General features: G+C 40.7%; 16 protein-coding genes. 7 read left to right on the forward strand and 9 right to left on the reverse strand.

What is annotated here, in order from left to right; all coding sequences use genetic code 11:
* Positions 1-4: 4 nt before the first annotated feature.
* A complete protein-coding gene (locus BIZ38_RS18135) occupies positions 5-1690 on the reverse strand; it encodes a M1 family metallopeptidase (RefSeq protein ID WP_262387625.1) in 1686 nt (561 codons plus the stop codon).
* A 179-nt stretch (positions 1691-1869) separates the two neighbouring features.
* On the opposite strand from BIZ38_RS18135, the gene BIZ38_RS18140 reads away from it, so the two are divergent.
* Positions 1870-3606 (forward strand): hypothetical protein, encoded by a 1737-nt coding sequence (locus BIZ38_RS18140; protein ID WP_187490933.1) that lies wholly within the window; start codon positions 1870-1872, stop codon positions 3604-3606.
* 26 nt (positions 3607-3632) lie between these two features.
* Here BIZ38_RS18140 and BIZ38_RS18145 read toward each other — a convergent pair whose 3' ends face one another.
* From BIZ38_RS18145 to BIZ38_RS18155, 3 genes are all read right to left on the reverse strand, one after another.
* Positions 3633-4157: an RNA methyltransferase gene (locus BIZ38_RS18145; protein WP_054552060.1), complete on the reverse strand. Its 525-nt coding sequence runs from the start codon at positions 4155-4157 to the stop codon at positions 3633-3635.
* The gene (locus tag BIZ38_RS18150) at positions 4157-4654 is read right to left on the reverse strand and encodes a YcgN family cysteine cluster protein (RefSeq protein WP_105173481.1); all 498 of its coding nucleotides are present in this window, start codon (positions 4652-4654) and stop codon (positions 4157-4159) included. The genes BIZ38_RS18145 and BIZ38_RS18150 overlap by 1 nt, the downstream gene beginning before the upstream one ends.
* 64 nt (positions 4655-4718) lie before the next feature.
* Positions 4719-6542: a DUF885 domain-containing protein gene (locus tag BIZ38_RS18155; protein ID WP_138600814.1), complete on the reverse strand. Its 1824-nt coding sequence runs from the start codon at positions 6540-6542 to the stop codon at positions 4719-4721.
* 147 nt (positions 6543-6689) lie between these two features.
* On the opposite strand from BIZ38_RS18155, the gene BIZ38_RS18160 reads away from it, so the two are divergent.
* From BIZ38_RS18160 to BIZ38_RS18175, 4 genes are all read left to right on the forward strand, one after another.
* Positions 6690-7958: a metal-dependent hydrolase family protein gene (locus tag BIZ38_RS18160; RefSeq protein ID WP_138600812.1), complete on the forward strand. Its 1269-nt coding sequence runs from the start codon at positions 6690-6692 to the stop codon at positions 7956-7958.
* 197 nt (positions 7959-8155) lie between these two features.
* Positions 8156-10564: a TonB-dependent receptor gene (locus tag BIZ38_RS18165; protein WP_410445981.1), complete on the forward strand. Its 2409-nt coding sequence runs from the start codon at positions 8156-8158 to the stop codon at positions 10562-10564.
* 195 nt (positions 10565-10759) lie between these two features.
* Positions 10760-11452 (forward strand): AHH domain-containing protein, encoded by a 693-nt coding sequence (locus BIZ38_RS18170; protein ID WP_187490934.1) that lies wholly within the window; start codon positions 10760-10762, stop codon positions 11450-11452.
* The gene (locus BIZ38_RS18175) at positions 11449-12036 is read left to right on the forward strand and encodes a hypothetical protein (protein WP_187490935.1); all 588 of its coding nucleotides are present in this window, start codon (positions 11449-11451) and stop codon (positions 12034-12036) included. Before BIZ38_RS18170 ends, BIZ38_RS18175 begins: the two co-directional genes overlap by 4 nt.
* A gap of 336 nt (positions 12037-12372) precedes the next feature.
* On the opposite strand, the gene BIZ38_RS18180 is transcribed toward BIZ38_RS18175, so the two are convergent.
* From BIZ38_RS18180 to adhP, 5 genes are all read right to left on the reverse strand, one after another.
* Complete coding sequence (locus BIZ38_RS18180; RefSeq protein ID WP_187490936.1) at positions 12373-13335, reverse strand: SIR2 family protein; 963 nt, start codon at positions 13333-13335, stop codon at positions 12373-12375.
* A gap of 172 nt (positions 13336-13507) precedes the next feature.
* Complete coding sequence (locus BIZ38_RS18185) at positions 13508-13849, reverse strand: hypothetical protein (RefSeq protein ID WP_187490937.1); 342 nt, start codon at positions 13847-13849, stop codon at positions 13508-13510.
* A 49-nt stretch (positions 13850-13898) separates the two neighbouring features.
* On the reverse strand, positions 13899-14741 hold the full coding sequence (locus BIZ38_RS18190; protein ID WP_187490938.1) for a TIR domain-containing protein: 843 nt from the start codon (positions 14739-14741) through the stop codon (positions 13899-13901).
* Between the two features lie 120 nt (positions 14742-14861).
* A complete protein-coding gene (locus BIZ38_RS18195; RefSeq protein WP_187490939.1) occupies positions 14862-16004 on the reverse strand; it encodes a hypothetical protein in 1143 nt (380 codons plus the stop codon).
* A gap of 374 nt (positions 16005-16378) precedes the next feature.
* Entirely contained in the window at positions 16379-17389 is a 1011-nt protein-coding gene (gene adhP / locus BIZ38_RS18200; RefSeq protein ID WP_138616671.1) for an alcohol dehydrogenase AdhP, read from the reverse strand.
* A 250-nt stretch (positions 17390-17639) separates the two neighbouring features.
* Here adhP and BIZ38_RS18205 point away from each other — a divergent pair, with 250 nt between their 5' ends.
* The gene (locus BIZ38_RS18205; protein ID WP_187490940.1) at positions 17640-18197 is read left to right on the forward strand and encodes a GbsR/MarR family transcriptional regulator; all 558 of its coding nucleotides are present in this window, start codon (positions 17640-17642) and stop codon (positions 18195-18197) included.
* 417 nt (positions 18198-18614) lie between these two features.
* Positions 18615-19004, forward strand: coding sequence for a hypothetical protein (locus BIZ38_RS18210; RefSeq protein WP_138616665.1), 390 nt, complete (start codon positions 18615-18617; stop codon positions 19002-19004).
* The last annotated feature ends 118 nt before the right edge of the window (positions 19005-19122 follow it).

Here is a 19122-nt window from a genome sequence, read left to right on the forward strand (position 1 = left end):
TTCGCTATTGCTCAGTTTTACACTTATCGATAATTGGTAAATACCTAAACACCTTCATGTTTGGATCGATCACCACATGATCCCCCGCTTTTAAAGCAATGCTAATCTCGCCATTTTCAACATAATAAGTTTGCAACGAACCGTTTATTTGCACCGGAACTGGCATAGGGAATGGCTTATCTTGCAAAGAGTTTTTGTTCCATTTCAGTGTTAAGCTGTTAGCTGATTGAATAACATCAAGTTCAGGTAATTGAGCCTGTTTTAAATACACATCAAACAGCCAGCTATAATCTTTCGCCGTTAAGCGGTTAACAATAGCAATAAACTCATCGGTATTTCGATATCGCGGTAAAATTGGGTAAGCTAATTGCTTGGTGTCGTTCACCCCATAAAGCAGCTCACGGGTGGCTTGCCAAAATAACTCATCACCAATTAACCAGCGTAAGGTATGTAAAGTCCAACTGCCTTTGCCATAAATATCAGGGTTGAATGCTTGATCTGAGGTTATGTCGCCATCAAGTACAATGGCTTTACAGTTTTTAAGCCCTAAATACGACTTATACATGCTGTGGTTATAGGCCGCTTCACCGAATTTATACAAGCTATAACTTGGCTGCATGTAACTGCCAAAGCCTTCGTGTAGCCATGCATCGTTGAGTTTTTCATGGGTCATTAAATTACCAAACCACTCATGAGCTAACTCATGCTGTAATAACCAATCATAACCGCCAGCATCACGCTTATATTTTTTACCATAAGCATTGATCGTTTGATGTTCCATACCTAAATGCGGTGTTTCAACAAAGCCCAGTTTGTCACTCCCCCATGGGTAAGGCCCTAAAAAGCGCTCAAAAAACGCGACTTGAGAGCGTAAATCCTGCTCTATTAGCATCGACGCTTGCTGTGTGTGTTTAGCAAGTGCCCAAAATTCAATCGGAACCTCAGTTCCATTAATACTAGTATAACTACGCTCAATACGTTGATACGGGCCTATGTTCAGGGCAATGTTATAGTCGCTTGCAGGCACAGATAGCAGCCAATCAAATTGTTGTTTGTTTGCTCCGACTGGTTTTACGCTTTGCAATACCCCGTTGGTTACTGCACTTAAGCCATTTGGTACCGTGAGCCTTATGCGCATGCTATCGGCTTTGTCAGCAAAATGATCTTTACAAGGCCAGAATAAATCACAGCCTTCGCCCTGCACTGCGGTAGCTATCCACGGCTCGCCGCTTTCTGTTTCAGCAAATACAAACCCGCCATCCCAAGGCGCGTTTTTAGCAATATGGGGGTTGCCCTCATAGGCCACAGCAACACTTACTGTGCTGCCCGCAGGGTATTGCTTACCTAAATCAATGTTTAGCACACCTGCATTGCGGGTATAGTTAAGTGTTTTATCGTCTGAGGTAATTGCAGTGATTAAAAATCGGCTATCAAGTTTTAGTTCAACAAATTGGCTTGCAGATAGCATTTTAAACTGCGTTTTCGACACCCCTTTAATGCGTTTATCATCAGGAAACACTTCAAGTGATAAGTCGTAAAATTGCACATCGCTTTTTAGTGCAACTGCCGATAATGGCTGACCAGTATCACCAACGCTTGGATCAAGTGGCAAAGGTTTAACACTACAGCCAGCTAGAATGGCGGTCATAGCAACGGCTGACACGCTTTTAAATAATTGAGTTACCTGCAAAACATCTACTCCATGTTGTTATTTGTATTATTAAAATATGACATAGGTTAAAAGTTTAAACTGTGCTTTGCGGTGAATAACTTGTTACAAAAATTCAATCCGTTTAATACAGCAACATTGGTCAGAAAACGGCTTTCATGGTATGTTTTCTCCTAATTTTAGAAAAAGGAATTCATCCTATGAATAATAAGCTTCTTGCTGGGGGCGCGATTGCCATTGTTGCAGGTGCGTTGTTGTACTCACAAAATAAAGCCAGTGTTGATGTAGATTTACCTGAGCTTGCCTACGTACCTGCCGATACGGCAGTTTTTTATGGTCAACTTAAACCGTTTCCGTACAGTAAATACTTTGCGCTTATGCCAGATGCAATGAAAGGCACGAGCGATTTAACGCCCATCATTGCTGAGCTTAAAACAGTTGATGATAAGAATGCCCTATTCCTTGCATCACTGATGGAAAAATACCAGCAATCATTGAGCTCTTACGATGCCTTCAAATCGATATGGGGCTTTGGTGATGACTACAAAGGCATGATGTACGCGCAAGGTTTAATGCCGATTCTGCGTTTTCAGGTCGCTGATCAAAGCAGCATTATCAAAAGCATTAAACAATCTGCTGATGAAGCCGGTATTGCTTATACTACAGAAAACCTTGAAGGTGTAAGTTACACGCGCTTTACGATTGAGCTTGAAGGCTTAGATAACTTCAACCTAATTGCATCAACTCACAATAATTGGGCTACCTTAACGCTGACCACTGCCCTTTCTAATGACCAAGACTTACGTATAGCCCTTGGCGTAGAAAAACCGGCTCAATCACTGGCTGAAACTAAAAAACTACCTGAGCTTATTAAAACTTTTTCGCTTGATGGTAACTCGGTTGGCTTTGTTGATCATCAACGTATAGCCAATGCTGTAACAGGCAAAGAAGACTCTCGCTTACACCAGATGCTCAAAGAACTACTTGATAAAGCCCAGCAAGCAAATGCGTTAGCAATGATTTCAACACCTGAGTGTCAAGATGATATAGCAGCCATAGCCGCTAAATGGCCTGCAACAGTATCAGGCACAACAAAAACACGTATTACCGCCGACTACGCCGATTTTGACGTAAAAGCAGTATTGCAAAGCACAGATCAAGACTTACTAAATACCCTTCAAGCCGTGCGTGGTTTTGTACCAAAACATACCACCGGGCTTGACGGGCAAATGATGAGTGTTGCCTATGGTATTGATGTTGCAAAAGTCCTGCCACTTGCCAACACACTAACCGGTGCAATTAAGTCAGCTGAGTTTAACTGTGGGCCAATTGTCGCAGTACAAAATGAAATGCAAGAAGTAAGCACTGCTGGCCTTGCTATGATGTCGGGCTTTGCTAATGGCGTACAAGGTATGAGTGTCAGCGTTCAAGACGCTGCATTTACTATCGATGACTACAACGGCCCACAAATAGACAAGCTTGATGCCATCGTTACCCTATCGGCGACTGATGCCCATGGCTTGTATTCAATTGCGCAAGGTTTTGTACCGCCGCTTGCTAACATAAAACTACCAGCCAATGGTGATGCAGTACTGATCAATGAATACATTCCATCACCTGTGCCACTTAACTTTGATATAAAAATGGCCCTTAAAGGAAATCATATTGTGATTTTCACGGGTGATAAGTCAGCACAAATCGCCGAAACCTTAGAGTCGCAAAGTGTCACTAAAAATGGCTTTGTGAACATGGCATTCGACGTACAAAAAATCTTGTTACCTTTGCTTGATACGATTGCTGCAACGGGTCAATTAAGTGATGAAGAAATGGCTGAGCTTGATTCGCTACGCGACCAACCTGTGGGTGTTTATTTTGCCACAGACATTACCGACAACGGCATTGGCCTTGAAAGTAACGTACAAATTACTAAAAAGTAATTTTGAGTTTGAATCTAAAAAGAGCGCTATTTAGCGCTCTTTTTTTGTTGCCATTTAAGTGAGTTGTTGGTGTCTCGACTATTGCAAATGGTGTCGTTTGAACTCTCAATACCACCGAGCTTTGCAAGTCGGTCGTACAGCACAACATTGCAAGTTGCAGCTAGGTTCATACAGCCTATGGTTGGCACATACACTACTTCATCACACCATTTCAGCACGTCTTTACTAACCGAGCCATCTTCAGGGCCAAACACATAAAATGCGTTTTCAGGGTGCTTAAATTCAGGCAGTGGCGTTGCACCTTCAACAAGCTCAATCACCACCGTTGTGGCACCTTCAGGCTTTGCTTGCTCTAGGCTTTCGACTTGCGTAAGTGGGATATGCTCAAGCACATTTTTGGTATCAGTATGGTACTTATTAGCGCGTAAATAGCGGCTACCAGTAAAAAACACCTGCTTGGCGTTGTAACAACCCGCGGCACGTAATACGCCACCCACATTGGTTGGGCTTTTTGGGTTTAACAAGCCAATGCTTGCTTTAAGGGCGCTCATTAATCAATGTCTCTGGTTGGCCACTCGGCCACGTAAAGGTCAAAGTCATCTAGGTCTACATCACAGTCTTTCACTGTTTTGTCACGCACAGAAATACCTAACTCATGCATTAAATCTTTACTGCCACCGTTCAGTAGCGGGTGCCAAGACGCAAGGCCACGGCCTTCGTAAAGGCGACGGTAGCTACAGCTTTGCGGCATAAAAAAGATATCTTTGAGGTTTTCTTTAGTGAGCTTTACACATGAAGGAACTAAAGTTTGGCGGTTCGCATATTCGCTACACCCACAAGTGTCGTTGTCTAGGTATTGGCAAACGATATTAGTGAAGATCAGTTCTTCACCCTCGCGAAGTTGATCCGTTGCGGTAAATTCATCTTCGTCTTCGCTGTCGATAAATGTGTTTAAACAACATTTACCACAGCCGTCACAAATGGCTTCCCATTCGGGTTGTGACATTTGCTCAAGCGAGCGCTTAAGCCAAAATTGATCTTCTAACATGGTATTACTCAAAGCCCCTAAACAGCGCGCATTCTAGCGTAAAGCCAGCATGCGCGCAAAGGTGCTATTTTTGCTCGTTAACCCAACGCTTAATTTTCTCTTCAAGAATTGGCATCGGTAATGCGCCATCAATCAGAACTTGCGTATGGAAAGCTTTAATGTCGAACTTATCGCCTAGCTCTTTGCTCGCGTAGTCACGTAGTTCTTGAATTTTGAACTGACCTAACTTGTACGACAGCGCTTGGCCCGGCCATGCAATGTAACGCTCAACTTCGGCGATAATGTCGCTTTCGGCCATTGATGAGTTAGCCAACATGTAATCAATACCTTGTTGACGTGTCCAGCCCTTTGCATGAAAACCAGTATCAAGCACTAAGCGCATTGCACGTAATTGCTCATCTGATAAACGGCCGTACCACATGTAAGGGTCGGTAAATAAGCCAAGCTCTTTACCTAAACTTTCTGCATACAATGCCCAACCTTCTGCAAATACCGTGTAGCCACCGAATTTACGAAACAGCGGTAGTCCTTCAATTTCTTGTTGCAAGGCAATTTGAAAGTGGTGACCCGGCGCGGCTTCGTGAATAGACAAGGTTTCAAGTAAAAACTTAGGCTGTGCTTTTAGATTAAAGGTATTGATATAAAAAATACCTGGGCGTGAGCCATCTGGCGCTGGCGACTGGTAAGATGCACCCGCAGCTGATTCAGCGCGGAAATCTTCAACTGCTTTTACAACGTATGGCGCTTTTGGCGCAATATCGAACATTTGCGGCAGCTTAGCATCAATCTTTTCTTTTACTGCTTCGTACGCAGCAATTAGCTCTTCTGGCGTATCGTAGTAAAACTCATCTGAGGTTCTAAGGTGTTCAAAAAACGCTTTTAAATCGCCTTCAAAACCAACAGTCTCTTTGACTTTTTTCATCTCAGATAAAATGCGCGATACTTCGTTTAAACCAATGTCATGAATTTCATCGGCGTTTAGGCTAAGCGTTGTATGCTGTTTAATTTGATACTCATACCATGCTTTACCATTTGGTAGGTCGCTGTAACCAATGCTTTCACGGGCATTTGGAATGTATTCATTCGCTAAAAAGTCAGCCATTTTTTGATACGCAGGCACTAAACGTTCGCTGATCATCGCCGTGTACGCGCTTGTTAGCTGTGCTTTTTGCTCGTCGCTGAAAGATTCAGGTAACTGAGCAATTGGCCCCCAGAATAATGACTCTTCTGGTTTTTCTACAATATGAGTTTGAAATTGCGGTAATAGTTTTTCAGCAAGCGGTTTAGGAAGAACCACTTTGTCTTTCATACCTTGACGCATTGATTGCTCAACACTGTCTAACCACGCGATGAAACCATCAGCACGTTTTTCAAATGCTTGATAATCTTCCACCGTGTTAAAAGGTTGTGCACTTTGCCCAGAGCCTAACGCAGCAAAGGTATTATGTGCCCCGCCCATTTGGTTAATTGGCATTAAGTAACTTGGAAATTGAGCACCTTCAATCGCAAGGTCTAAATCGCGCGCTAGAATTTCGTAGCTCAATAATGACTGACCCTTTAATTGCGCTTTGTCGATATTTGCTAATTTATTTTGGTATTCTTTAACAAAATTAAGCCGCTCGTCGCGGTTGGCTTTACTAATGGGTGCAATAAATTGATCGTTAAATTCGCTACGGCCAATGTAAGTGCCGCTAACAGGGCTAAATTTTAAACCTGCTTCAAAGTAATCTGCTAGTAATAAATCAAGTTGCTCTGTGGCTGACGTTGCGCTTGGTGCTTGTTTGCTTACTGCCTGCGTTGTTTTTTCGTTGCTTGGCGTTGATTCATTACAACCAAGTAATGCAAACATCACTGCCGAACTAAGTAGTGCTAGTTTTACGTTTTTCATTCTTTCCCTGCCCTTATATTAAGTACGCGTAAATTATGAGGGTTTAGTTCCCTATTTAGCAAGTATCGCTGCAACTTATCGCAGTTTATTTACACTTTGTAAGCTGATTGCTAGAGTGGCGGCTCGACTTACCAATTTTGAATAAAAATGAAAAAGACAGCTCTTGCTATTAGCCTAGGCCTAGCTTGCCTAACCTCTTTAAATACCTACGCAACTACCTACTTATCGGCAAAAGCCATGGTAGATGTAAATTCAGGTAAATTGATTAAATCACCACTTATCAGTATAGATAATGGTCAAATTACAGCTGTACAAAGCAATAAACAGCCAAACTTAAAAGACGGCGATAAGCACATTCAATTACCAGAACTGACTTTGCTGCCGGGTTTAATGGATATGCATGTGCATTTAACGAGCGATCCTACCGTGCCGCGCAGTGAGCGAATTGGTCAATCGATTCCGCGTAAAGCAATTAAAGCGGCACACTTTGCCGAAAAAACACTGTATGCAGGTTTTACAACGCTGCGTAACTTAGGCGCAGAAGGCTACAGCGTGATTGCAGTACGCGATGGCATTAATGCAGGCGATATTATTGGCCCGCGTATTTGGGCGGCTGGCCCGTCTTTAGGTGTTACTGGCGGTCACTGTGATAACAACCGTTTACCACCAGAAATGAAATACACCGCCGAAGGTGTTGCTGATGGCCCATGGGCAGTGCGCGCTAAAGTACGGGAAAACATTAAGTACGGTGCTAATGCTATTAAGTTTTGCGCTACAGGCGGGGTATTTTCAAAAGGCACAAAAGTCGGTATTCAACAATATAGCCAAGATGAAATGAGCGCCATTGTTGACGAAGCTCATTTACGTGGCCTAACCGTTGCAGCCCATGCGCACGGTACCAGTGGTATTAAAGCGGCCATTGTTGCCGGTGTAGACAGTGTTGAGCACGTTAGCTTTGTTGATGACGAAGCCATTAAACTTGCGAAAAAACACGGCACTTGGTTCTCAATGGATATTTACAACACTGAGTACACCCTTGCCTTTGGCGAACAAAACGGGGTTGCAGAAGAAAACCTCAATAAAGAACGCCAAGTATCTAAAAAGCAACGCGATAGCTTTAGCCGTGCAGTAAAAGCAGGTGTAAACATGGTATTTGGTACCGATGCAGCGATTTACCCTCATGGCGATAACGCAAAGCAGTTTTCGCGTATGGTTGAATTTGGTATGACACCGCTGCAAGCATTGCAGTCTGCCACCATCAATAGTGCCAAACTACTTAAAGCTGATAATCAACTTGGGCAAATCAAAAGCGGTTTCTTAGCCGATATTATTGCCGTTAAAGGCAACCCGCTTGAAAACATTGCAGTACTTGAAGATGTACAATTTGTAATGAAAGACGGTAAAGTTTTTAAATAAGCGACAATGTTGGCTTTGCACTTGCAAAGCCAACCACACCTCATGTAACCATTTTGAAAACAAATTTACCAACAAAAAACACACCCGTTAAAAAAATGTATCTAGGTTAAAAAAATACTCATAATGGTTAAATAAAACTTGAAATGAAAATGTCTCGCATTATCATTGCCGAAAAATTTCGACAATTACCTATAATCATGACATATAAATATTCAATTTTAGCCCTAGCCTGCTTAAGCGCATTCAATGCAAACGCCAACGATTTAGACTCAGTTGAACGTATTACCGTTTACGACAAACAAAACCGTGTGGTACTTGAATCTGGCCTTGCCACAAAGTCAAATATGACCCTAATGGAAACACCTGCACCTGTTGTAGTTGTTGATCAAGAGCTTATCAACTCGCAAGGCGCAACTAACTTACAAGACTTAGTGCGTAACATCAGTGGTGTAACCCAAGCCGGTAACAACTACGGTATTGGTGATAACTTAGTGATCCGCGGTTTAGGCGCTAACTATACTTACGATGGCATGTATGGCGGTGCAGGCCTAGGTAACACCTTTAACCCTACACGCTCAATGACCAATGTTGAATCTGTAGAAGTACTTAAAGGCCCTGCAACAGGTTTATATGGTATGGGTAGCGCAGGTGGTGTTATCAACCTAATCGAGAAGAAACCACAATTTACTGAAAAACACACGGTAAATGCAGAACTTGGTCAATGGGATAGCTACTCATTAGGCTTTGATAGCACAGCAGCATTAACCGACAACCTTGCTTATCGCGTTAACGCAAAAACCGCTCGCAGCGATGGCTACCGCGACTTAAAAGACGACCGTGATGAAATTTATGGCGCGTTAAAATACGTATTAAGCGACAAACAAGACATCATGATTTCTGCCGCTTATATTAAAGATGCCATTGCCGTTGACTCAATTGGCCACCCTATTCGTATTTTTAACAGCGACTCAGTGAATGGCAAAACCGCAGGTGAAGTAACCGCCGCCGATTTAATTAACGACGCAACTGCACAAGGCCTGCAACTAACCGAACAGCAACGCCAACAATTAGCTGACTCACTGGCAGCAAATGATGGCCTAACACCTTACACTTTTGGTCATAACGGTATCATCTCGCCAATGGCGAATGACAACGAAGGCGAAGAGCTGCGCTTTAAGTTAACCCATAACTACTTTATTACTGATAATTTATTTTTAAATCAGCAACTTCAATACCGTAATTACGAATCGAGCTTTGCCCGCCAAACGGGTGCTTATAACTATGTTTATTGGAACCGTAATGGCGTGATCAATGCCGACCCGCGCGCTCCTTTAGTGGTTGATGACGTACTTTACCCATTTGCAGCGCGTCGCCAAGAATACCGCCAAGTAGAGGCTGACGAAAAATCATGGCAATACTTTGCTGACTTACGTTATGACTTTAGCTTTGCCGGAATCGATAACGAACTACTTGTAAACGCCAACTACGAAGACCGCGATATTCGTTTTAAACAATACTCAATTTACGATGCCGACAAGGTCATTAAAAACAAAGATGGAGAGGTTATTTACCAAGGTCAATTACCTTACATTTTTGATATTCGTAACCCGAACTGGGGCGAAGGCAGCTTTTACGACTACGATCCGCTAAAAACCAGCGATTACAACAAAAAGGTTCAAGCTTGGGGTGTGGGTATTCAACATGTTGCCTATATTCACGACACTTTCACTACCCGTGTAGGCGTTGCCTTTAACCGTATTAAACAAAGCTACGAACACTTTGGTGTTGATGCGCGCTACCGTGCTAGTGCCGCCGAGCCAACGCCAGAAGCAGATACATCAGACAGCGGTATGACCTATAACCTAGGTGCAACTTATAAACTTAGCGATGATATTTCGTTCTTTGTAAACCACTCTAAAGGCCGCACAGCCTACAGCGTACTTGGTAGTGTATCGGGTAACGAAGCAGACCGCGATGACGCCGAGTCAGTCAGTAACGACATTGGTATGCGTGTAAAAGCCTTTGACGATCAACTACTGGCATCACTTGTGGTATTTGATAGTGCCCGTACCAACCTTGAGTATGCCAACCCAGAGTACGAAGCCGGTGTATCTGATGCCTCAGTACCAAAAAGCTTTTACGATGGTGAAGAGCAAACCAAAGGTGTTGAGCTTGATTTAAATGCCGATTTAAACGAGCAGTGGAAACTTAACGTAAACGCGGTGTATCAAGACGCGCGCGATAAGCAAAATCCAAATTCATCAAGCTTTGATTCTCGCCAAAAAGGTGTGCCTTATGTAACAGCAAGCAGCTGGTTAAGCTATGACGCTAAATGGTTTGATTTAGCCGAGCCACTGACAATTAGCGCAGGCGTACAATATGTTGATGACCGCAGCACAAACTCAACCTCGTTTGGTATACCTGATGGCTACGTACCGAGCTACACGGTTTACGACGCCGCCATTCAATACCAAACAGATGATTGGAAACTACAGTTAAACCTAAATAACTTGTTTAACAAAACCTATTACTCAAAAGCAATGTTCTTAGGCGGAATGCCAGGTGAAGAGCGTAATGCTAAATTAACCTTTAGCTACACACTTTAATTGTGAAATAGATAGCAAAAAGTGCGGCTTAGTTAAGCCGCGCTTTTTTGTTTTAGAGCAACGCCCCATTTAAAAATGAATGCGCTTCTTCTACTAATTGGTTTCGTGAATTGGATGTGCCACGTTTAAAATTGCACCGCAAAATTCTATTTGCTATTTTACACGCTCATAAATGGATGATTTAAAGATTTAAGGATGAACCCACTACAACAATACCCTATACCAGATAGACCAAGTAACCCAACCCCTTTAGAAATGGCTATTTATAATTATGAATTACTAGCCAAAAAACACTACGACGATAAACGCCGTAAATCTGCTGCGTCTAAAGAAAAGCTTCAAAGAGATTACGAACACTTACAAAAAGAACGCACACGTTTAGAGTATTTGCTTATCGCACAACAAAGTTTAGAGTCTTACCAAGCTAAAAGTGAAAGTTCTTCTGTTAAGGAGTTAGCAGAAGAAGATCATCACCCAACTGAAAAACTTGCAAAGTTTCTGCGAGCAGCAGGTGAGCCAAAACCAACTTCAAATCATGAAGCTCATCATATTGTATGTGGTAAGGGCCGCTATTTGCAGCGCCTTACCTATGCCGCTCGTTTAAGAATGCACTCATTCGGTATTGGTATTAATGATCCGACGAATGGGGTATGGCTGAGAAACTTTGAAAAAAACAAATCAGATGATTGGGCTACACCTGATACTGTTTCGCACAGAAGGTTACACCGCCATAATTACGAAGTGTGGGTGTCTACTAGTTTAAGAACCAAGGTAAATAAACTTGATTTTATAAATGCATTACGTGGCGTAAAAATAAAAATTAAAAATCATATGATGCCAGCCAACGTTATGTTACCCAAAAATGTTAAGTGGGATGGCAAATCATGAAGCTGTTTTCATTAAAGCCTGTAACTAATTCTTACGACATGATTGAGTGGGATATACTTTCATTCGCAGATAAAATACAACCAATGTTGCCATCTCATCAAGATGCTTGCATGTTCCTTCTAGATATACATATGAATAATGACTCTTTATTGGAGTATTGGCCTGTAGGGTATGAGTTATCTTTTTTACCTGAGTACTTAGAAGATAACCATGATATCAGTATCATGGATGGGTTTATTGCTCTTCGAATGAATGCATATGAAGTTTTAAAAGACTTGTTAACCCCTTTAGGGGAGTTCATTGAAACGAAGGCTGATGGTGAACCAATTGTAATTTTTAACTTGCGTACATTTGGACAAGAAGATGAAGCTAAATGTGAACGTGAATATTTAGATGGTTACCCGCTAGATTATACCAAGATTGCTTTTGTTAATGACGATGTAAAAAATAAGCCTGTCTTTAAAAGCAAGTTTACCGGTGGTTCTCGTTTGTATTGTACAGATGAGTTTAAATCTGCTGTAGAAGCTAATAATTTGACTGGTGTCTTTATTGACGAAGATCTAAATAATATTTTTTCTAGTTAATAATGTTCTTAGGTGGTATGCCAGGAGAAGAGCGTAATGCTAAATTAACATTTAGCTACACACTTTAATTGTGAAATAAAAACAAAAGCGCGGTTTAGTTGGGCCGCGCTTTTTTTGTTTAATGAGAGCGAGTTTGTCTAGTGGCTTGTTTTTGGACAGTTATGAGTTAGAGTCGAAGGTCGACTCTGTATAAAAGAAAGGTCTTGGTAAAGCCGCATTAAGATGTGAGCAACGCTACCGCGAAACTTAACCGAGCCACCGTAAACAAAACCCAAAGATATAATGAAAAATGCCATGCGTTGGGAATAACTCTTTACTGCTTTGTTAACCCTATATTTACTGCCAAGCCACAAAATCAGATATATTGTCAAGACGTTCTACTGCTACAGCTCGACCTAGGCAGCGCGCCCAAAAAGTTTCTCGTTCAACTTGATCCCCTGCACCAGACCACTCAACAACACGTAACGGGATACTCTTTAAGTATGGCTTCAACAACATATTCAAGTGTGTATCAAACCCTGAATACCCAAACAGAATAACTTCCTCTGCCTCGGATAAAGCAAATTGTAAATAGTCCCAATATGTTGAAAGAGCATGGGATGCAGCTATAACTGAAAGCTTATGTTTTACATGAGTTAGTACGATGTGTTTGCTTGGTATATCTCGATCTAAATTAAGCCGTTCTCTAGACAATTTAACAATACTACCTTCATGTTCCATAAACAGAGGTGACCCATGAAGGTGCAAATAATACCCAAAATCATTGTCATACCTACGCTCTAATGCATCAGCTGAGAAGCCTCGGTTAAGCATCCCATCGATAAGGCTGCCGTTATAACCATCTACTAAATCGTTATCGATAAATGAATTGTACAAAAGTTTATCGTAATTTAGTGTTGCGACGTGGGATTTAGTTTCACGAATAAAATCAATTAGGGCGTCTTCAAAGGCTTGAGGCAAAGTACCATTATAATTATGAAGCTTAGTCGCTACTTTATGAATATAAGTCGCGGTTATTTCAGGAAACGACTGACCATCTTCAGTAAGCCAGTGAATATCGCCATCACCGATTAAGTTGAGAGACTTACAGTGTGTTACTGCTTGATGAAGTAAATCAAGCTCATCTTCTCCTTGAGGTGCTCCCGGTCGCCCAAGGCAACGTTCTATCAATTGTTGCTGTTCTAATGTTAAAAAATCTTCACGTTCCCATATATCTTCTAATGCAGCAGTCAAAGAGAAATGAGCAGGATCCAATGACATTCCTAACCCGTTACCAAAAATTACCAATTTCCTAGCCAAAATTTACTCCTAATTTCAGTAATAGGGTTAACGCTCGCTTAAGTGCTGAGCAACGAAATACGATGTTTCTGCACACCATCTTAATCACCAAAATCAAAACATGGTAAAAATGCTACGCGTTGCGAATCCGTCTTAGGCGTTTGATAGCCTGTTGTATGAGTGAGCTGATAACCTACCGCTTTTTAGCACCAATATTTGTTGATACTACGTAAACGTCCCCCCTTAGTTTTGACTTAGAAAGTTCAAAACCCTCAAGGTAAGCAGACAACACAAAAACAGAATGTGGCACCCAATCGCCAATTTCACTCTCTGCCAGATGCTTAATCGTGTAAGAATCTTCACTATGTTTTAAACTTTTGAGTTTGTTTCTGTCAGCGAGCCATTCTCGGCACGGAACTATCATATTTGAAAATCTAACTATGTCTCTTTTAAGGTCATCTAGTGTTTCAGACAAATCTATCTGACCACATTGTTTCCAAAGCTCTTCTATTTCTTGGATATATAGATTATCCATTTAATGAATCCTCCGTTTAATTGCTTTGTTAGCTGAACTATACACCGATCTATCTTTTAGTAGCTTGTTGTACATACCCGAAACTTTGTTGAGGTTTTGGAGCAAACAATTGAGCAATGGTCTCTTCATATTTTAAGCAAATATCGACGCCATAATCAGTCAAACGATAAGTAAAATATTCATTGCCGTTAAAGTCGCTTCCATTTTCTTTTTGGATTAAGCCAACCCTTTGAAGTTTAACCACAGCAAGATTTAGTGTTGGTGCCGGAATATGTTGCGGAATCTTACTTGCTAAGTCCCAGCTTATACAACCCTCTACATCGTTATTATAACTTTCTAACAATGAACCCAAGATAATAAGATCATTTTCTGACACGGTACTTAATATATTATTAACATCAAGTTTCTGAACTTTGGCAGTATTAATTTCTTTGAATACACCTTTATTATTCATTTCTCTTTTGATTTGAGTTGAAGCATAGGTTAATGATGATGTTAAGTTATCATCGGAACGATTGGAATCATAATCTGTTGGAGTTATACCAAGTAAATCACTTGGGAAATGTAACTCTACATCTCGAGGCTTTATAATAAAGCATCTTTCTTTACCGATAGACCCAATAAATAAACCAAGCTCAAAGAGTACGTTATCTCGAACAACATACTGTTCTCTCGAACGCATAATAGTTAAGTCATCAGGAGAAAATATAAAAGCTGAAAAATCAACTGATTTAGATTTTAAAATAAGATCATCTAACGTATTACTTGATAAGTTAAATGTACCACTACGCCATATAGTAACTTCAGCATCAAATTCTAAATTTTCAGCTATTGCGTCAGCTATAGGTAAACTCTCTACAGAAGAGCCTATAAATATTCTCGGTTTACTCATTTGTGACCAAATCTCCATGTACAGCTAACGCCCAACTTATAGGCAAAAATAACTAGGCTATGATGACAAGCGCAGCGAGGACAGCCTAGCTATTTTTACCCAAGTGAGCGAAGCGAACGACTACAGTTGCTTGTTATGTGTTTTAAACTCATGAGCAACTGTTTTATTATAATTCCCAGCCGCCGTGGATTTTATCAACTCTCTATACATGTGACCGTATGGGGAGCAATACCTTGATACGATAGGCCGCCTCGCTCCCTCCATAGCAAGACCTTTATGATCCAAAGACACTTCAAATATATGATTATCTTTAATAGCATTGTGGTCGAATTTAACTTTTGCATTGGGGTTGTGAAAGACATAAAAGCCATCAAGCAAATGTTCAGGGTGGTCAATATCTACCTCATGAATTTTATAGTGTGGGGGCTCATAATCATACCTAACGTTGATAACATGAGCCATGTCACTTTGAATTGACTTACTGAGTGATGATAGCTTCCCTAAGGTTAGGGTATTGGTAAATATAATGGCAGATACTTCTTTGAATTTTTCTTCATTAAATATACCTAAATTAATCTCCGCGTTAGTTCCAGGCTTATTTATTGATGTTCTTTTTTTGTAAGTATTATTATCTGGTGAGTAATACAACCCATATAACAAAGCCAGCATAGAATAAATATATTCTTTACCATAATTAATTTGGTCATACGAAGATAGGGCGATTAGGTAAGGCTTATCAACTTCAACCCAATCACACTCTTTATAACCTTTTATCCATTTTTCTTTTTTATTAGTGTAACCAGTATATTTTTCTAGCTTAGTTGTAATTGAGTTTGAGTGTCTAACTATTGCCTCATCTATTAACTCTGAGAACTCTATGTCATTTTTTATTGGCGAAAGCATACTAAGCAGATCATCGGGTGTTCGCTCAGACTCAGGTTTTCCGCCTTTTTTAATTTCAGAAACAACTGCCTCCACATAAAAACCATTTTCGCCATCGATAATAAAATCTGGTCTATTTTTCGTTTCATTCAAACTAAGACCTAACTCTTTAAATACCGCATGAAGATAAAACTCCCAAAGAGATGAATGAAAAGTCTTTTGAAACTCTTTTACGATTTTGTTGTCTCGATCATGAAAATCTTTAGTCCAGCTCTCGATTATTGACTTTGCTCCGAAATAATAAGGCTCATTTCTGAGTAGATTAAATTTAGGATGAAGTTCATCTTCTGAAACTTCGATTATATTTTTAAAAACATCCATTCTATTCCCTTCTAGATGGCAATGACCTCGGACACATAACATTTTGGTATTTATGCAACACGAAGTTTGTGTCACATAATCGCTTGTTGGACTGAGCCGCTACCTGCTCGGTGTGTTAGAGTTGGTGTTGTTTATGCTGTGGGAATTTGATTTTAGTGGCTTTAGCTTAGCTATTATTTCAGCATTCCCTGCATCGCTCAGCGTATATTCAGTTTTCATTACACCTAACTTTAGCTAGATATGCAATTTTATTTTAACCATTATGTAAATATTAGTTCGAAGTTAAACAAGTTAACTTATTGATCCTATGAGTAATATTTCTGTCAGATTCAATTGATTACTCAACCAAACCTGACAGCGTTAACTGACTCAGCTTAAAGCGTCATTACGATTCGGCCTGTGATATCGCCTTTTAACATGTCGTCAAATATATCGTTGATATCTTCTAGGCGTTTTTCTTCAATAATGGCTTTAACTTTCCCTTTTGCTGCAAAGTCGAGGCATTCTTGTAAGTCTTTACGGGTACCAACGATTGAGCCTACAACAGACACACCATTTAATACAGTATCGAAAATTGGCAATGGCATATCTTCGGGTGGTAAACCTACAAGCACGCATTTACCGCCACGGCGCACGCTTTTATAAGCTTGCTCAAAACCAGGTTTTGATACGGCCGTACACACAACACCATGTGCCCCACCCACTTGTTCAAAAATGGTTTCTGAAGGCACTTGCTTCATAAAATCTATGGTGATGTCTGCGCCAAGCTCTTTGGCTAGTGCCAACTTGCTCTCGCCGGTATCAACGGCAATTACATTAAAGCCCATTGCTTTTGCGTATTGCACTGCTAAGTGCCCAAGGCCTCCAACACCAACAATTGCAACCCAGTCGCCCGCTTTGGCATCAGTCACTTTAAGCGCTTTATAGGTTGTAACCCCCGCACAAAATAGTGGTGCGGCTTCTGCAAAGCCTAATCCTTCAGGAATTTTAACCACGTAATCACCATGGGCTACACAGTACTCGGCGTAACCACCATCGACTGAATAACCTGTGTTGTGCTGCTCAAGGCATAAAGTTTCTTTACCTTCTAAACAAAACTCACAATGACCACAGGCGCTGTATAACCAAGGAACACCAACACGATCTCCCATTGATAAGTGTTTAATGTTTGCGCCTACTTTTTCGATAGTACCTACCCCTTCATGGCCCGGTACTAATGGCATTTTAGGTTTGACTGGCCAATCTCCATGACAAGCATGTAAATCTGTGTGACACACTCCACACGCGGCAATTTTAACTAGCACATCGTTAATTCCCACCTCAGGGCATGGGATATCTTCGATTGTTAATTTACCTTTGTACTCTTTATTTACTGCAGCTTTCATAACGTTCCTCCATGGTATTATTGGATTTCAGCCTATACGATAAACTTATTAACTGTCACTATTATTGATCCACATCAAATAGCTAATCACTGCGGCAATTAATTAAACTACACTTTAAATTCAATAACTTAAAACTAAATAATGGCGTATCTACACTTTAGTAGTAGCAGATTGCATAGTGGCTATTTCTTTTAGTTATACCCCGAGCGTGCTAGCATTTAATTTCTGAAATTTTTGAATACTAAAAATTATGAGCCTATCTGAAAAAAACTTAGCTTTTGTTATGCACTGCGGTGAAATGGGTAGCCGTTGGGGCTTTAACCGCACCATTGGTCAAATGTGTGGATTATTAACCATTACTAAAGAGCCAATGACCGCCAATGAAATTGCCGATACCTTAAGTATCTCGCGCGGAAACGTAAGTATGGGTATTAAAGAGCTACAGTCTTGGCGCTTAATTAAAGTGCATCATATTCCGGGTGACCGTAAAGAATACTACGGCCCTGCTGGCAGCATTTGGGATATGGCCAACCGCGTATTCGAAGAGCGTAAAAAGCGCGAGATAGACCCTACCCTTAGCCTGCTTCGCGATAACATTTTAGAAGAAGCCCACAATGATGATGAACGCTTTGCTCAGCAGCAAATGCAAGAAATTCACGACCTACTTGAAACCGTAACCAAATGGTCAGCAGAGCTACAACGCTTAAGCCCTGAACAACTTCAAAGCCTAATGAAACTAGGCTCTGGCATTGGTAAAGTGCTTGATTTTAAAGATAAGATTTTGAAAAAACCGGGGAAAGGGGATTAAGTTAGCGAGTTGCTAAGGGAAAGTTTGTAGGAGGCGTTTCAACGCCGAACATCTAAAGTTCACGGCTGAAGCCGTTCCTACAAAAAATGTTCAAGATTGTGTCGCCATAAATAACGACCTACACCAATCCCCCTCGGTGTAGGAGGCGTTTTAACGCCGAACATGTAGCTAAAAATAAGGATAGTCATGTGAACAAGCTTCTTTTGATAATCAGTATTGTATTAATTTTGGCAGGCATACTTCTGTTCTTATATGACTTTTTACCTGTCGGAGTTGCTAACAAAGAAGACTCTTATATAAAAATAGTGTCGAGTGATACCTTTTCGATTTTAAACTATAGACTGCATTTATTGATTACGGGTGTTGGGCTCTTAATACTATACAAACTTAAATTATTTTAGCTTTTAAAAGGTCACTATGACTGCCAAACCAATTTTAGAAAAACACTTTTATCATGATGGCAGAGGACCTGAACTACAGAAGGTTATTTGGCAAAGAAATGGTAAAGACCTTTTAGGCTTTGAGTACTTCAATCCCGATGATGAATATTCATTAGCTAACCTTAAGCATATAAAATTAGATAACGTAAAAGCATATTCAATGGCAACGGATGATGTTCATGACTGTATTCTAGCGAATACAAAGTGTGTGGCGGCCATATTTGAAGTGCTTAATTCGAATTGGCTACTATCATTCAATCAAGACGAAATCGCTGGGTGTAAGCATTTTCAAATAATGTTTTATGATGAGATTTATGACGTTGTTTGTAAAAGTGTAATCACAGGAAAAGGAAACCTGGCGTTTTAACCCTGATAAGTTTGTAAGTTTGTAGGAGATGTATGGACTCCTCCCCCAAATAGGGTGAGTACGGTATAAAGAGATTGGACAATTACTTTTACCAATAAGGAATCCATACATGTCAAAA

It is taken from the genome of Pseudoalteromonas sp. BZK2 (assembly GCF_014349195.1).
In the GTDB taxonomy this organism is placed as follows: domain Bacteria; phylum Pseudomonadota; class Gammaproteobacteria; order Enterobacterales; family Alteromonadaceae; genus Pseudoalteromonas; species Pseudoalteromonas simplex.

Excerpts from the sequence above, each read along its gene's own strand:
- BIZ38_RS18150 (WP_105173481.1), bottom strand. The coding sequence starts at position 4,654 with ATGTTAGAAGATCAATTTTGGCTTAAGCGCTCGCTTGAGCAAATGTCA.
- BIZ38_RS18185 (WP_187490937.1), bottom strand. The coding sequence starts at position 13,849 with ATGGATAATCTATATATCCAAGAAATAGAAGAGCTTTGGAAACAATGT.
- BIZ38_RS18175 (WP_187490935.1), top strand. The coding sequence starts at position 11,449 with ATGAAGCTGTTTTCATTAAAGCCTGTAACTAATTCTTACGACATGATT.
- BIZ38_RS18160 (WP_138600812.1), top strand. The coding sequence starts at position 6,690 with ATGAAAAAGACAGCTCTTGCTATTAGCCTAGGCCTAGCTTGCCTAACC.
- BIZ38_RS18210 (WP_138616665.1), top strand. The coding sequence starts at position 18,615 with ATGACTGCCAAACCAATTTTAGAAAAACACTTTTATCATGATGGCAGA.
- BIZ38_RS18195 (WP_187490939.1), bottom strand. The coding sequence starts at position 16,004 with ATGGATGTTTTTAAAAATATAATCGAAGTTTCAGAAGATGAACTTCAT.
- BIZ38_RS18145 (WP_054552060.1), bottom strand. The coding sequence starts at position 4,157 with ATGAGCGCCCTTAAAGCAAGCATTGGCTTGTTAAACCCAAAAAGCCCA.
- BIZ38_RS18140 (WP_187490933.1), top strand. The coding sequence starts at position 1,870 with ATGAATAATAAGCTTCTTGCTGGGGGCGCGATTGCCATTGTTGCAGGT.
- BIZ38_RS18190 (WP_187490938.1), bottom strand. The coding sequence starts at position 14,741 with ATGAGTAAACCGAGAATATTTATAGGCTCTTCTGTAGAGAGTTTACCT.
- BIZ38_RS18170 (WP_187490934.1), top strand. The coding sequence starts at position 10,760 with ATGAACCCACTACAACAATACCCTATACCAGATAGACCAAGTAACCCA.
- BIZ38_RS18155 (WP_138600814.1), bottom strand. The coding sequence starts at position 6,542 with ATGAAAAACGTAAAACTAGCACTACTTAGTTCGGCAGTGATGTTTGCA.
- adhP (WP_138616671.1), bottom strand. The coding sequence starts at position 17,389 with ATGAAAGCTGCAGTAAATAAAGAGTACAAAGGTAAATTAACAATCGAA.
- BIZ38_RS18165 (WP_410445981.1), top strand. The coding sequence starts at position 8,156 with ATGACATATAAATATTCAATTTTAGCCCTAGCCTGCTTAAGCGCATTC.
- BIZ38_RS18205 (WP_187490940.1), top strand. The coding sequence starts at position 17,640 with ATGAGCCTATCTGAAAAAAACTTAGCTTTTGTTATGCACTGCGGTGAA.